The following is a 13,815-nucleotide window of genomic DNA, read 5'->3' on the forward strand; positions in this document are numbered from 1 at the left end:
TAACGTTGGCGCTTTGTTTTGTTCAGTTTTCAAAGAGCAATTACTTTGTCGTTTCTCTCGGAAGCGACTTTAATACTATAACACCTCGAAACCCTTGATGTCAATAACTTATACATACTTTTTTACAAAAAAAATATGTGATTTCGTTTTGAGGAAGATTCCGCTTCTTAATTAGTATAACAATAAATAAAACTCGAGCGAATGAGCTCGAGTCCACGCTTTATTAAACTACCCAGTAATCTATTGCCGCTAGTGCAGCAACCCCTGGTATCCCAAGAAAACCGGATACAGACGCTGTTACTAAATTGATCGGCACATGCACGCCGAATTGATTTCCTAACGCGTTTAAAAAAAACAAAAATACAGCTCCGATCACAATCTTTATGAGACCCTGCCCGATAAAGCGAATTGGTTTTAATGGTGCACCTACTAAAAGCAACATCAGGATCAATCCTGCGATGACGGCGACAACTATTATAGGCTCCAAAATAATACCTCCCTGCACAAGAGCTTGTACTTCAATTTATGAAAGGAAGCACAAATTAAGAACCATGTGATCGAAAGGTTTTGATTATCTTTTTACACTAATTTTTCTCTTTTTTGCTTCTTTGAACAGGTAAAAATATTTCACTTCTGCTATTTTAGTCCGTACGATTGCTTCATCAGATGGATCAAGGCTTTTTTCCAGCAATGATTGTTGACTGAACCAGTTTCTCTTCTTCTGTTCCAATTGCTGCATTAGCTTTTCGTCATATTCATTTCGAAGCCGGCCTTTTCGACGAAAAAACATATAAATAAGCCCTCCCATTTGCTGTTATCATTAGATTTCTCTTCTGCCTTCAATAGCTTTGGATAAAGTTACTTCATCCGCGTATTCAAGGTCACCACCGACGGGCAATCCGTGGGCAATTCTCGTAATTTTGATTCCCGACGGTTTTAATAGGCGGGAAATATACATGGCTGTTGCTTCCCCTTCAATATTCGGGTTCGTTGCCAAAATGACTTCTTGAACAGTTTCATCTTGCAAACGTTTCAGCAAATCCGGAATGTTGATATCCTCCGGGCCTATTCCATCCATTGGAGAGATGCTTCCATGAAGAACATGATACAAACCGTTAAACTCTCTCATTTTTTCCATGGCGATGACATCTTTGGGTTCCTGTACAACGCAAATTATACTGCGATCCCGTTTCTGGTCCTCACAGATGTAACAAGGATCCTGATCCGTGATATGGCCGCATACCGTACAATACGTCAGATTCCGCTTAGCATTCACAAGTGCCTTTGCAAAATCCAAAACCGTATCTTCTTTCATACCCAATACAAAAAAAGCAAGCCTGGCAGCCGTCTTAGGGCCAATCCCCGGCAATTTCATAAAGCTGTCAATAAGCTTGGATATTGGTTCAGGATAATGCATATTCATTTCCTCCGAGACTTAGAACATTCCAGGAAGGTTTAACCCTTTAGTGAATTGCCCCATCGTTTGATTAGTCATTTCATCCGCTTTTTTCAACGCGTCATTGGTCGCCGCTAATACGAGATCCTGAAGCATTTCAATATCATCGGGATCTACAACCTCTGGTTTGATATTAACTTCTATAATTTCTTTATGGCCGGTCACAACAACTGTCACCATTCCACCGCCAGCAGTACCTTCGATTTTCTTTTCGCCAAGCTCTTCCTGAGCCTCGGCCATTTTCTTTTGCATTTTCTGCATTTGCTTCATCATATTTTGCATGTTTCCGCCACGCATTCCCATATTACTGCCTCCCTTTATTCTTTAATTTCCAATAATTCATCGCCAACTAGTTTACGAGCCTCCGCTATAAAAGGATCTTCTTCCTGCTGTACCCCTTCATCAGATGCATCGGTACTTTGAGTGGCAAGAAACTCTTCCCTTGTTTGCTGCCATTGATTTTCCGGCACTCCTACCATTTCGAGACGATGGCCGGTTATACGCTGCATAATCGTTGCCATGGCCTCAATAAACTTGGCGTTTTCCATCGCCATCTGGCAATGAATATCATATTTGAATTTTAACACAAATGCCGCGGTAGAAGCAGCTACCGGCTCCGCTCCATTTAATAAAGCAGCCAAAGATTTTAAATTTTGCTGCCCAAGCTGCTCAATCACTTCTCCCCAACGGCCTTTGATTGTGTGCAAATCTTGCTTGGTCGCTTGCCTGAGGACTTGATTGATTTTTCCTGTAGGAGCTTTATAACTCTTCTTCGACATGCGTTGGGCTTTTGGCTGTGCTGCTGTTTTTTCTTCCGAATTTACAGTAACACCTTTTTCTTTGATCTCTTGGAGCAGTCTTTCCAGCTCAGCAATTTTTTGCTTCATACTTTCTATTTGGCCATCGGATATACTTGAAGACTGTTCCAGATGACAGAGCTTAACCAACGCTACTTCAAGAAAGATTCTAGGTGTGTTCGTCCATTTCATTTCCTGCTGTGTTTTATTGAAATTCTCGATAATACTATAAATATAATCTGTCGGAACCACTTCTGCCAGTTCTTTGAACTCTGGGTCGATCAAGACCCGTTCAAATGAATCGGCCATACTAGGTGCCGTCTGATACAACAGCATGTCTCTATAAAAAAAGATCATATCCTCAATAAATCGCGCGGGATCCTTCCCCATAGCCAATAATTCTTCTAATGTCAGCAGGGCATTCGTGACATCTTTCTCGTATATGGCTTTGGCCAGTCGGCTCAAAAATGCTTGTGAAACAGATCCCGTAACTGTCAAAGCGTCTTCAACCGTCACTTCATCTTCGCTAAAGGAGATAGCCTGATCAAGCAGACTTAAAGCATCACGCATACCGCCCTCAGCCGCTCTGGCAATGATATGCATAGCCTGTTCATTGAATGCTACCCCCGTTTCCGAAGCAATTTGTGTCATTCGGCCGACAATGTCCTGCGGTCCGATCCGTTTAAAATCAAATCGCTGACAGCGGGAGATAATGGTCAATGGGATCTTATGAGGTTCGGTAGTAGCTAAAATGAAAATGACATGTTTTGGAGGTTCCTCCAACGTCTTTAACAATGCATTAAATGCTCCTTGTGAAAGCATGTGCACTTCATCTACAATATATACTTTGAATTTAACTGCATTTGGCGCGTATTTTACTTTATCGCGGATATCACGAATTTCTTCCACTCCGTTATTTGATGCTGCGTCAATTTCAATTACATCAGGAATGGAACCATCGGTAATTCCCGTGCAGGCGGCACATTCATTGCAGGGCTCGCTTATAGGCGATTTCTCACAGTTCACGGCCTTCGCCAGAATTTTTGCCGCACTCGTTTTCCCTGTACCGCGCGGACCAGAAAATAAGTAGGCGTGGGAAACCTTCTGCTGCATTAGGGCATTCTGCAAGGTTTTGGTTACATGCTCCTGGCCGACGACATCAAGAAACTGCTGCGGCCTCCATACCCGATATAGTGCTTGATATCCCACGAAAACGCCCCCTTAATTTTCTATTCGCATACTATTATACCGTAAATTTTTTCTGTATTGGATATTTCTTTATAATGGCAAAAAAACTCACCCTATCGGATGAGTTATTTACTATGTAATAACTGCCGTGCACCTTCTGTCGATTAGCACCCATAGGCGTTACTTAAGCAGTTAGCTCAGTCCAGGCAACCCTGCGGCACATGAGAGCTTCCACTTAATGCTGCTTCCTTCCGGACCTGACATGGTTCATGGATTCTCATTGCGCAGGACCCGGACGTCAACGCCACTTACTTAAGGCAGACCCTACAGGATGCTAACCTCGAAAAGGAATTCAGCCTCGCTGGAGCGGATTGCGAGTACAGGGCACCGCTACCTCCCCGCCTAGCACGGCAAATTTGCTACCATATTCATATAGCGCCTTATCGACGCATAATTAAGTATACTAAGTTTTAGCGAAAAAAGCAATCCTTATTCCCTGTCAATTCCTGCATCTTCACCCAACCGTACTCGGTTTTTTTTAGTTTTATCAGCTTTCTTTCGTTCTCGCAACCCTTTGAAAAAGTCAGTTAGAATCGCTCCGCAATCCTGTGCCAAAATGCCGCTGGTAACCTCGCTTTGATGGTTAAAACGTTCATCCTGTAACAGGTTCATAAATGTGCCGGCACATCCTGCTTTCGGATCATGCGCCCCGAAAACTACCCTCTTAATACGGGATTGGATGATAGCCCCGGCACACATCGGACATGGTTCAAGCGTGACATACAAAGTCGCACCCTCAAGCCTCCAAGTGCCTTGCTCTTCACAGGCCTTTTTAATGGCCAGCAGTTCCGCATGACAGATGGCATTCTGAGCTGTTTCCCTGAGATTATGAGCGCTCGAGACGATTTCTCCATTCATCTCTATCACGGCACCGATTGGAACTTCGTTTATATCCTCTGCTTTTCTTGCCTCTTCTAGCGCCAATCGCATATAAAACCTATCATCTCTCATAAGCGCAACCCCTTAAAAAAATAAATAAAGGTGAATGGTCATATATTAAGAAAATGAAATCCTTAATCTAATCATGTATATTATAGGATTATGTATAATCCCGCAACTCATGTAACCCTTCATTATATTTAGGAATGAAGGGTTAAGAATTTTTGGCTCAGTTACAGAATTATGTTGATCATACTATTTTTGGCTTATTTTTTCATAAAAAATCTTTTACTTACTCATAAGATTGTCCTGCCTAATCTATCGGTCTGTGATACAATAACTTTTGGACTAATAAGCCAAATTTACTGTTACAGTGATCAGTGCCGTTTGAAGGAGGAAGAAATTCATGAAGAACACACCATTTATTACCGTAGAAGGTCCGATTGGTGTGGGAAAAACATCATTAGCAAAAGCAATCTCTGAACATTTCCAATTCGCATTATTAAAGGAAATTGTAGATGAAAACCCATTTCTCGGTAAATTTTATGAGAACATTGATGAGTGGAGCTTTCAAACAGAAATGTTTTTCCTCTGCAACCGCTACAAACAATTAGAAGATATTGAAACACAGATTCTTTCTAATAATAAAGCCGTCGTGGCAGATTATCATATTTTCAAGAATATAATTTTTGCACAAAGGACATTAAAGGATCGGCAATATGATAAATACCTTGAAATTTTTAACATCTTAACACATGATATGCCCAAGCCGAACATGGTCATCTATTTAAATGCCAGCCTAGATACATTATTGAACCGGATTGGCAAAAGAGGCCGAGAGTTTGAAAAGAATATTAGCCCGCTCTATCTGGAACAATTATCAATTGACTACGGAACCTTTATGCAGACTTTTGAGGAACAGCATCCAGATATACCTGTCTTACGTTTCAACGGGGACTTGCTGGATTTTGTGGAGAATAAACAAGATTTAACTGCCATCCTATCCCAAATAGAGAACGAGCTGCAAAAAGGAGTATATAAGAATGAACCTACGAAAAAAATATGACATTCCCAATAACACCGTCATCACAATAGCCGGAACGGTAGGAGTCGGCAAATCAACGATGACAAACGCGCTTGCAAGTGCATTGAAGTTCCGTACTTCATTTGAAAAGGTCGATACAAATCCTTATCTTGATAAATTCTATGACGATTTTGAACGCTGGAGCTTCCACCTCCAAATATACTTTTTGGCAGAACGTTTTAAAGATCAAAAACGTATCTTTGAATACGGCGGCGGTTTTATCCAAGATCGTTCGATTTATGAAGATACAGGTATATTTGCAAAAATGCATTATGAAAAAGGTACGATGAATAAAGTCGATTACGAAACCTATACAAGTCTTTTTGAAGCGATGGTCATGACGCCATACTTCCCGCATCCTGACCTTCTCATATATCTGGAAGGGTCAATTGAAGATATCCTTGATAGGATTAAGGAGCGCGGACGCCCGATGGAGCAGCAAACCCCGGTGGAATACTGGAAGGAAATGCATCAGCGCTATGAAGATTGGATCAACCACTTTAACGCATGCCCCGTTTTGCGTTTAAACATCAATGACTACGATCTTGTACAAAGTGAAGGATCAATCGAACCGATTATCGAGCGCATATCCTCATTTATGGATGAAACGAAGAAACTTCGAAAAATATAAAGAAAAATCACCGAAATGCTTCGGTGATTTTTTTGTTGACAAAACTATATTAGAAATAAAAACGTCTGCTACATGACTGTAACAGACGTTTATGATTCATACGATCTCTTATGCGCGTGGTTATTCCAGATAATATGGAGGAGGTAGAGGGATTCGAACCCCCGCGGGCTTTGACACCCCTGTCGGTTTTCAAGACCGATCCCTTCAGCCGGACTTGGGTATACCTCCGTTTCAACATTTAATAAGATACCATGGAGGGAAACGCATTGTCAAGATGCCAAAAATTCTTTCTTAGAAAAATTTTTACAGAAATATAAGAAGGGAAAGCAGTAACGCTTTCCCTTACTCGGACTTAAGGTTTAATAACTCCAACGCCGCGCATATACGGCCTAAGCACATCCGGAATAATTATGCTGCCATCCGCCTGCTGGTAATTTTCCAAAATGGCAGATACCGTACGGCCAATCGCTAAACCAGACCCATTCAACGTATGGACATGCTCTGGTTTAGCTTTTGGATCACGGCGAAAACGAATATTTGCGCGTCTGGCCTGAAATGATTCAAAATTACTGCAAGAAGAAATTTCACGGTACGTCCCGTAGCTTGGCATCCAAACTTCGATGTCGTATTTTTTAGCAGCCGTAAAGCCTAGATCCGCTGTACACATGCTTAATACTCGATAAGGAAGGTTCAGAAGCTGAAGCACCTTTTCGGCATGTCCTGTCAACTCTTCAAGGGCTTCATAAGAATTCTCCGGTTTCACGAATTTCACAAGCTCGACTTTATTAAACTGATGCTGGCGGATTAGTCCGCGTGTATCTCTTCCAGCTGATCCTGCCTCAGAGCGGAAAGACGCACTATAGGCAGCATAGCTGATCGGCAAGTCGGCACCAGACAGGATTTCCTCCCTATGGTAGTTCGTGACCGGAACCTCCGCCGTCGGAATTAAGAAATAATCTTCACTTTCGATTCGGAACGCGTCTTCTTCGAACTTAGGCAGCTGGCCTGTACCTGTCATGCTTGCACGGTTCACGATATAAGGCGGCAGCATTTCTTCATAGCCATGCTCTTCTACATGCAGATCAAGCATAAAACTGATTAACGCACGCTCTAAGCGAGCACCTAACCCTTTATAAAATACAAACCGGCTTCCCGTGACCTTTGAAGCCCGTTCAAAATCCAGAATGCCAAGCACATCAGCAACATCCCAGTGAGGCTTTGCTTCAAAATCAAATTGTGGAACCTCACCCCACTTACGGATTTCCACATTATCATCTTCCGTCTCACCGACTGGAACACTTTCATGAGGGATATTTGGAATGGACAATAGAAGATTTTCCAATACGGCTTCCACTTCACGAAGTTCTTCGTCAAGAACTTTGATCTTGTCACCGACCTCACGCATCTCGATGATTAAATGGTCAGCATCTTGTTTTTTACGCTTCAGGGCAGCTACCTGCTGCGATACTTCATTTCGGCGGCTCTTAAGTTGTTCTGTTTCAACAAGTAAAGAGCGGCGTTTCACGTCCAGTTCTTCAAACTTCCCAAAATCAGTCAGATCTTCCCCGCGATGTTGCAGAAGACGTTTAACCTCTTCAAAATTACTGCGTAAATATTTCAAATCCAGCATGCGTTATTCCTCCTATTTTCGTATCCATTACACCATGATCCTGACAACGCAAAAAACTCCCGTCCCCCTAAAAGGGACGAGAGTTAACCCGCGTTGCCACCCTAGTTGAAAGCATAAATCTGCCTTCCACTCATAAAGATAACGGCTTATGCCGAAAGTAATTACTAACCCGGTAGGTGTTCCATACTTTACTCGAGGATGGATTCACAAGCCGCAGCCACCGGTTCGCACCTTCCACCGGCTCTCTAAAGAAAGCATGCCTGTTACTGATTCCTGTCATGGTTTTATAATAATGAAATGATTTTCCATAATGTACTATAGTTTTTAACAATATGCAACCATTTTATACAGCTTTAGCCTGAAGATGGGCCTGAACCATTTCAATAAATATTTGCGTTAAGCGGTGGTCATCCGTTAATTCAGGATGAAATGAACAACCTAAAAACTGGCCTTGACGTGCCGCGACAATGCGTCCATTATATTCAGCCAGGATCTCCACTTGCTCTCCGGCTTCAATGATATGTGGAGCCCTGATAAATACTCCGGTAAATGGTGATTCCATTCCGCTTATCTCAAGCTCCGCCTCAAAGCTATCTACCTGACGTCCAAAAGAATTTCGTTCGACGGTAACATCCAATACTCCTAGATGAGGCTCTTCATAGCCTTTAATATGTTTCGCCAAAATGATTAACCCGGCACATGTACCGAATATCGGCTTTCCATCATCGGTAAATCTCCGTAACGGTTCCATGAAACCATACTGATCGATCAGTTTTCTCATTGTCGTACTTTCACCGCCCGGGATAATCAATCCGTCAATATCCCCCAGTTGCTCTGCTTTTTTAATAATAACTGCAGCAGCGCCTGAAACCTCAATCGACCGGACATGCTCCCTGACAGCTCCCTGTAATCCTAAAACGCCAATCTTAACCATGATTACCAGCCGCGCTCCTGCATTCTTTGACTTGGAGCCAGCGAAGAAATTTCAAGGCCCTTCATAGCTTCGCCAAGTCCTTTAGAAAGATTCGCAATTAGTTCGTAATCCTGATAATGGGTTGTAGCTTCAACAATCGCTTTCGCCACTTTTGCCGGATTCTCTGATTTAAAGATACCAGAACCTACAAATACACCGTCCGCTCCAAGCTCCATCATTAAGGCAGCGTCAGCAGGAGTCGCGACTCCGCCGGCAGCAAAATTCACGACAGGCAAACCGCCGTTTTCTTTGATTTGAAGTAAGATTTCGTAAGGGGCGCCAAGCAATTTAGCTTCCGTCATTAATTCATCTTCATTCATAGATATGACTTTACGGACCTGGGAATTTACTTGTCGCATATGGCGAACAGCCTCGACAATATTGCCTGTACCCGGTTCACCTTTCGTTCTTAGCATCGATGCACCTTCACCTATGCGGCGTGCAGCTTCACCTAAATCACGGCAGCCACATACAAAAGGAACGGTGTATATCTTTTTATTTAAATGAAATTCTTCATCTGCAGGCGTCAGAACTTCACTTTCATCAATATAATCTACGCCAAGGGACTCAAGGATGCGTGCTTCCACGATATGACCGATTCTTGCTTTTGCCATTACCGGAATTGAAACAGCTCCCATGACCTCCTCCATGATTGAAATATCAGCCATTCTTGCCACTCCGCCCGCTGCACGGATGTCAGAAGGAACGCGTTCCAGTGCCATAACGGCAACTGCTCCGGCTTCCTCGGCAATTTTGGCCTGTTCAGCATTCACAACGTCCATAATGACGCCGCCTTTTTGCATTTCAGCCATTCCGCGCTTAACTCTGTCTGTACCTGTATTCATTCTTCTACCTCCCAGAAAAATTGGCCACCTAATTTATTCCAACTGTTTGTATAGGATTTAAACACCTATTATATGCAATTATCTCTAAAAAAAAACTCCTGTCAAGACAGGAGCATTCATAACGGCTAATAATTCATTCCTTAGGATTTATTAAATGTTAGAACCAGCCTTTAACTGTTGATGAGGCACCGTTCCATACATCTCCAAAGAAACCGCCGATCGCTCTCATGGAAAGCACAAACCAATTCGACTTTTCAACATCTTCAGCAGCAACTACTTCGATTCGGTTCGCTTTGCCGCCCTCGCTAGTGATAAAGCCGTAATCCTTGCCTTCTTTATTTTCAACGCTGATATAACCGACTTTCTCTCCTTTTTTTACAGGAGCGGTCAACTCACCGTCTTTATTCAATTTATCCTTATCTAACACTAATACAGGTTTATAATTCTCTTTTTCGCCATTTTCAATTACTAGTTCAATAGGATCCTTTGTGTGAATTTTAACAGAGTCCTCTTTGCCCTTTATGACAGGAACAGTTTTTTGATCCTTAACCTCATAGTTTGCAGCTAGGACTTTTTCTTTGCCAAAACTTTGAAATGCATAGTTCATGAGCTTCCTAGTATCATTAAAACGTTCATCTTTAGAAGTGGATTTCATAACCACTGTGATATAACGCTGACCATCTCTCTTAACCGTACCGGTATGTGCATAACCGGCAAAATCAGTGGAACCGGTTTTTAACCCGTCTACTCCCTTATACTCAAAAATCAAGCCCGGAAGCATCCAGTTGAAATTAGCATATTCTTTTCCATCACGGAATTTAAGCCTTGGCATTTTTGCTGTTTCCAGAACTTCAGGATAGTCAGTAAGGATATGAAAAGCTAGGGTTGCCATGTCGCGGGCAGTCATGACATTTTCTTCATTCGGAGCACCTGCCGGGTGATTCCCAAGGAGGTCTTTATTATTTAATCCGCTCGTATTTACAAACTTATAATCCTTCAAGCCTAATTCCTTTGCCTTTTCATTCATCATTTTGACAAAGTTTTTCTCACTTCCGCCCAGCATCTCTGCCAATGCAACCGTAGCTGCATTACCGGAATGGACGGCCATTGCTTCGTATAATTCTTTTGCTGTGTACTCTTCACCCTCGGTAAGACCAACATTTGAAAGATTAGGAGCTTTAGAAAGGTTATGTACATAATTGCTTATGGTCGCCTTCTGATCCCAGCTGATCTTTCCTTCTTCAACTGCTTCCAATACCATGTATTCAACCATCATTTTTGACATGGATGCAATACCCAATACTTTATCCGCGTTTTTCTCATAAAGGATTCTTCCAGACTTGGCATCAACAATGATGGCCGCTTCTGCCTTTAATCCAAGCGTATCTTCCTCTGCCTTTGCACTGACGGGATTAAATTGAGTTGCCATCAGGGCAAATAACATTGTAAAAATCAGTGTAATCTTGCTGAATCTTTTCACTTTCAAAAACCTCCAACTTTCCTTAGCTTATATATTCTCGAAGAACTTTCTTCGTTAATTGGCATAAACACCTAGTTTAGTTTATCACAAACATATTAAAAAAAATAGACAGAGAAAAGGAACTCTCTGCCTGTTTTTTATGAAAAATTATTATTGCCAAAATAGAAAATAAATGGATATTTACATCGAGTAATTAGGAGATTCCTTTGTAATTTGCACATCATGCGGATGGCTTTCTCTTAAGCCTGCCCCGGTCATTCGTACAAATTGGGTGTCTTCCCTCAGTGCATGCAAATCTTTCGCACCGCAATAGCCCATGCCGGACCGAATCCCTCCGACTAACTGATAGATCGTATCCGAGAGCGGCCCTTTATAAGGCAGCCTTCCTTCAATGCCTTCTGGAACAAATTTCTTATTTTCTTCCTGGAAGTAACGATCCTTCGACCCTTTTTCCATCGCGGCAACAGAGCCCATGCCCCGGTATACTTTAAAACGTCTTCCTTGGAATATTTCCGTTTCGCCGGGACTTTCCGAAACACCAGCCAGCATACTGCCTAACATAACAGCATGTCCACCTGATGCCAACGCCTTGACAATATCTCCTGAATATTTAATACCCCCATCGGCGATGATCGTTTTCCCGTGCTTACGTGCCTCTGTCGCACAATCAAACACAGCGGTGATTTGTGGTACACCAACACCGGCCACCACACGCGTGGTACAAATTGAGCCAGGTCCAATCCCGACCTTAACAACATCGGCACCCGCTTCAATTAAATCCTTCGTCGCTTCAGCTGTAGCTACATTCCCGGCGATAATCGCAAGCTTTGGATAAGCTTCCCTAATCTGCTTAACCGTGTCCAGCACTCCTTTTGAATGTCCATGTGCTGTATCCACGACGATTGCATCTGTATGTGCTTTTACGAGCATTTCCACACGTTTCATCGTATCTTTCGTAACACCCACTGCAGCACCAGCAAGCAATCTTCCTTGCTTGTCCTTAGCCGAGTTTGGAAACTCGATGACTTTTTCAATATCTTTAATCGTGATAAGTCCTTTTAATACACCGTTCTCATCTACAAGAGGGAGTTTTTCGATTTTGTATTGCTGAAGAATCTTTTCAGCTTGCTCTAAATTCGTACCGACCGGAGCAGTGACGAGATTTTCCTTTGTCATGACATCGGATATTTTCATGGAGAAGTCCTGGATAAATCGCAAATCCCGATTGGTGATAATGCCGACTAGTTTTTGTTCGTCTTCGTCATTAACAATCGGTACACCGGAAATGCGATATTTTCCCATTAAATGTTCAGCATCGAAAACCTGATGTATGGGAGTCAGAAAAAAGGGATCGGTAATAACACCGCTCTCGGAGCGTTTCACTTTGTCCACCATATCTGCCTGCTGTTCAATGGACATATTTTTATGGATGATGCCCAGGCCTCCCTGGCGTGCCATGGAGATTGCCATCTCTGCTTCCGTTACCGTATCCATTCCAGCACTAATGATCGGTATATTAAGCCTAAGATTTTCGGCCAATGTAACTTGCAGATTCGCATCCTTTGGAAGCACCTCGGATTTACCTGGCATTAACAACACATCATCAAAGGTTAATCCTTCTTTTGCAAACTTATTTTCCCACATCTTTTTCCCCTCCTGCTCAAAATATTACTTAGTAGGTTATCAATTGGACAAACTACTGTCAAGAAAGATGAAAGATGTTTGATTTTTCTATTAATTTGGAGGTTTCATTTTGGAAATGCATAATGATATTTGGCATTCATTTATATATTTTTTTTCCGCTTCCTCTACCCAAGCGTATTTGAAGAAGTGTTATGCTGAACGAAACCTGCCCGATAAGGAAATGAAGAGCTTCGAGAATTGCTATCCTTTTTTATATTACATAGAACATGCACAAACCTATTATAGCCAGGCAGTTGTAGCTCCTTTATCCATCCAGCCCATCTTATCTTTTTATGGTTTCGTTCAGCTTCTTAAAGCCTGCCTGTTAACAATCGATCCGAACTACCCGGAATCAACATCCGTACTTGCCCATGGCGTCACCACCCGAAAGCGAAAAAAACAGCAGTACGAATTTATACACGACGAAGTCAAAATTCAAAAAAATGGCTTATTTACATATATGGCTGAGCAAATGTTTGATTTGAAGCATTTGGACGGAGAAAAATATTCAATGGGGGAATTGCTGAAAGAACTGCCTGAATTAGAGTCAGCTTTCGAATTATTTCATTCGAAAAGTAGTTTTAAACCTCTTACACCTTATAAAGAAGGCTTCTCAGTTCCAGCCTCTATTCTGAATACATTTCATATGACCAGTCATCGTTTCAAAGATTTTCTTGAAATAAAAACAAAGACTAAATTGTCTGTTGAAGAACAAGGCTCCAACTTACATTTATATCCCGAACAAGCATGGTCACAGAACCTCCATTCACCAATCCACTATCATCTTTTTGAGAAAAAATATGTAATGTCGACGAATAAAGATTCCAGCTGCTATGGTTTCCCTGAACTGCTGGTACATTATCTTCTACTTTATAACTTAAGCATGATTGCCCGATATGAAACAGAATGGTGGTCCGAGCTGCTTAAAACAATGGCCAATGATGATTACCCGTTGATTGCACAGTTTTTAAATGTAACCCTGCGAAAAGGGCCAAATCTGGTTTACGAATGGTTAACGAAAGACCGTTTTTTTTAAAATTGGCTCTGTTAAATTCCATTGTTGATTTTCAAATGGTCATGGAATCTACTCGCTTTCCGCGGACGAACTG

The 13,815-nt window shown here is 42.0% G+C and carries 14 protein-coding genes, 1 tRNA gene, 1 other RNA gene and 1 other annotated feature; of the genes, 3 read left to right on the forward strand and 13 right to left on the reverse strand.

The features are described 5' to 3' along the window. Positions 1 to 223: 223 nt before the first annotated feature. From D0463_RS16915 to tadA, 7 genes are all read right to left on the reverse strand, one after another. A complete protein-coding gene (locus D0463_RS16915; protein ID WP_117308551.1) occupies positions 224 to 487 on the reverse strand; it encodes a pro-sigmaK processing inhibitor BofA family protein in 264 nt (87 codons plus the stop codon). A gap of 84 nt (positions 488 to 571) precedes the next feature. Then, on the reverse strand, positions 572 to 790 hold the full coding sequence (locus D0463_RS16920; protein WP_117308552.1) for a YaaL family protein: 219 nt from the start codon (positions 788 to 790) through the stop codon (positions 572 to 574). Positions 791 to 820: 30 nt separating this feature from the next. Continuing rightward, positions 821 to 1,417, reverse strand: a complete 597-nt coding sequence (recR, locus tag D0463_RS16925; protein WP_117308553.1) for a recombination mediator RecR — start codon at positions 1,415 to 1,417, stop codon at positions 821 to 823. An 18-nt stretch (positions 1,418 to 1,435) separates the two neighbouring features. Continuing rightward, positions 1,436 to 1,753 carry a YbaB/EbfC family nucleoid-associated protein gene (locus D0463_RS16930; RefSeq protein WP_216824912.1) on the reverse strand — a complete coding sequence of 106 codons (318 nt, stop codon included), beginning with the start codon at positions 1,751 to 1,753 and terminating at the stop codon, positions 1,436 to 1,438. 20 nt (positions 1,754 to 1,773) lie between these two features. Continuing rightward, a complete protein-coding gene (dnaX, locus tag D0463_RS16935; RefSeq protein ID WP_117308555.1) occupies positions 1,774 to 3,462 on the reverse strand; it encodes a DNA polymerase III subunit gamma/tau in 1,689 nt (562 codons plus the stop codon). Positions 3,463 to 3,587: 125 nt separating this feature from the next. After that, positions 3,588 to 3,852: signal recognition particle sRNA large type (gene ffs, locus D0463_RS16940), an RNA gene on the reverse strand. 78 nt (positions 3,853 to 3,930) lie between these two features. After that, the gene (gene tadA, locus D0463_RS16945; RefSeq protein ID WP_117308556.1) at positions 3,931 to 4,452 is read right to left on the reverse strand and encodes a tRNA adenosine(34) deaminase TadA; all 522 of its coding nucleotides are present in this window, start codon (positions 4,450 to 4,452) and stop codon (positions 3,931 to 3,933) included. A 334-nt stretch (positions 4,453 to 4,786) separates the two neighbouring features. Between tadA and D0463_RS16950 the strand changes: the two genes are divergently transcribed. Both D0463_RS16950 and D0463_RS16955 read left to right on the forward strand, forming a co-directional pair. Next, positions 4,787 to 5,446 carry a deoxynucleoside kinase gene (locus D0463_RS16950; protein ID WP_117308557.1) on the forward strand — a complete coding sequence of 220 codons (660 nt, stop codon included), beginning with the start codon at positions 4,787 to 4,789 and terminating at the stop codon, positions 5,444 to 5,446. Next, positions 5,424 to 6,095 (forward strand): deoxynucleoside kinase, encoded by a 672-nt coding sequence (locus tag D0463_RS16955; RefSeq protein WP_117308558.1) that lies wholly within the window; start codon positions 5,424 to 5,426, stop codon positions 6,093 to 6,095. Before D0463_RS16950 ends, D0463_RS16955 begins: the two co-directional genes overlap by 23 nt. 135 nt (positions 6,096 to 6,230) lie before the next feature. On the opposite strand, the gene D0463_RS16960 is transcribed toward D0463_RS16955, so the two are convergent. The 6 genes from D0463_RS16960 to guaB form a co-directional block, all read right to left on the reverse strand. After that, positions 6,231 to 6,323, reverse strand: a tRNA-Ser gene (locus tag D0463_RS16960). A 124-nt stretch (positions 6,324 to 6,447) separates the two neighbouring features. Then, positions 6,448 to 7,725, reverse strand: coding sequence for a serine--tRNA ligase (serS, locus tag D0463_RS16965; RefSeq protein ID WP_117308559.1), 1,278 nt, complete (start codon positions 7,723 to 7,725; stop codon positions 6,448 to 6,450). A gap of 69 nt (positions 7,726 to 7,794) precedes the next feature. Further along, positions 7,795 to 8,014, reverse strand: a binding site (T-box leader). A gap of 54 nt (positions 8,015 to 8,068) precedes the next feature. Continuing rightward, positions 8,069 to 8,659, reverse strand: a complete 591-nt coding sequence (gene pdxT / locus D0463_RS16970; RefSeq protein WP_117308560.1) for a pyridoxal 5'-phosphate synthase glutaminase subunit PdxT — start codon at positions 8,657 to 8,659, stop codon at positions 8,069 to 8,071. A gap of 2 nt (positions 8,660 to 8,661) precedes the next feature. Further along, the gene (gene pdxS, locus D0463_RS16975; RefSeq protein WP_117308561.1) at positions 8,662 to 9,543 is read right to left on the reverse strand and encodes a pyridoxal 5'-phosphate synthase lyase subunit PdxS; all 882 of its coding nucleotides are present in this window, start codon (positions 9,541 to 9,543) and stop codon (positions 8,662 to 8,664) included. A gap of 157 nt (positions 9,544 to 9,700) precedes the next feature. Then, positions 9,701 to 11,023, reverse strand: a complete 1,323-nt coding sequence (locus D0463_RS16980; RefSeq protein ID WP_254052841.1) for a serine hydrolase — start codon at positions 11,021 to 11,023, stop codon at positions 9,701 to 9,703. A gap of 180 nt (positions 11,024 to 11,203) precedes the next feature. Continuing rightward, positions 11,204 to 12,667 carry an IMP dehydrogenase gene (gene guaB / locus D0463_RS16985; protein ID WP_117308562.1) on the reverse strand — a complete coding sequence of 488 codons (1,464 nt, stop codon included), beginning with the start codon at positions 12,665 to 12,667 and terminating at the stop codon, positions 11,204 to 11,206. 115 nt (positions 12,668 to 12,782) lie between these two features. Between guaB and D0463_RS16990 the strand changes: the two genes are divergently transcribed. Further along, entirely contained in the window at positions 12,783 to 13,742 is a 960-nt protein-coding gene (locus D0463_RS16990) for a YaaC family protein (RefSeq protein WP_117308564.1), read from the forward strand. Positions 13,743 to 13,815: the final 73 nt, after the last annotated feature.

The sequence above is a fragment of the Bacillus sp. V59.32b genome (assembly GCF_003429085.1).
GTDB lineage: Bacteria > Bacillota > Bacilli > Bacillales > DSM-1321 > Peribacillus.

Bases quoted from the DNA above. Each gene is read 5' to 3' on its own strand.
- D0463_RS16920 (WP_117308552.1), bottom strand. From the start codon at position 790: ATGTTTTTTCGTCGAAAAGGCCGGCTTCGAAATGAATATGACGAAAAG.
- guaB (WP_117308562.1), bottom strand. From the start codon at position 12,667: ATGTGGGAAAATAAGTTTGCAAAAGAAGGATTAACCTTTGATGATGTG.
- tadA (WP_117308556.1), bottom strand. From the start codon at position 4,452: ATGAGAGATGATAGGTTTTATATGCGATTGGCGCTAGAAGAGGCAAGA.
- D0463_RS16955 (WP_117308558.1), top strand. From the start codon at position 5,424: ATGAACCTACGAAAAAAATATGACATTCCCAATAACACCGTCATCACA.
- recR (WP_117308553.1), bottom strand. From the start codon at position 1,417: ATGCATTATCCTGAACCAATATCCAAGCTTATTGACAGCTTTATGAAA.
- pdxT (WP_117308560.1), bottom strand. From the start codon at position 8,659: ATGGTTAAGATTGGCGTTTTAGGATTACAGGGAGCTGTCAGGGAGCAT.
- D0463_RS16930 (WP_216824912.1), bottom strand. From the start codon at position 1,753: ATGCGTGGCGGAAACATGCAAAATATGATGAAGCAAATGCAGAAAATG.
- D0463_RS16950 (WP_117308557.1), top strand. From the start codon at position 4,787: ATGAAGAACACACCATTTATTACCGTAGAAGGTCCGATTGGTGTGGGA.
- D0463_RS16990 (WP_117308564.1), top strand. From the start codon at position 12,783: ATGCATAATGATATTTGGCATTCATTTATATATTTTTTTTCCGCTTCC.
- pdxS (WP_117308561.1), bottom strand. From the start codon at position 9,543: ATGAATACAGGTACAGACAGAGTTAAGCGCGGAATGGCTGAAATGCAA.
- serS (WP_117308559.1), bottom strand. From the start codon at position 7,725: ATGCTGGATTTGAAATATTTACGCAGTAATTTTGAAGAGGTTAAACGT.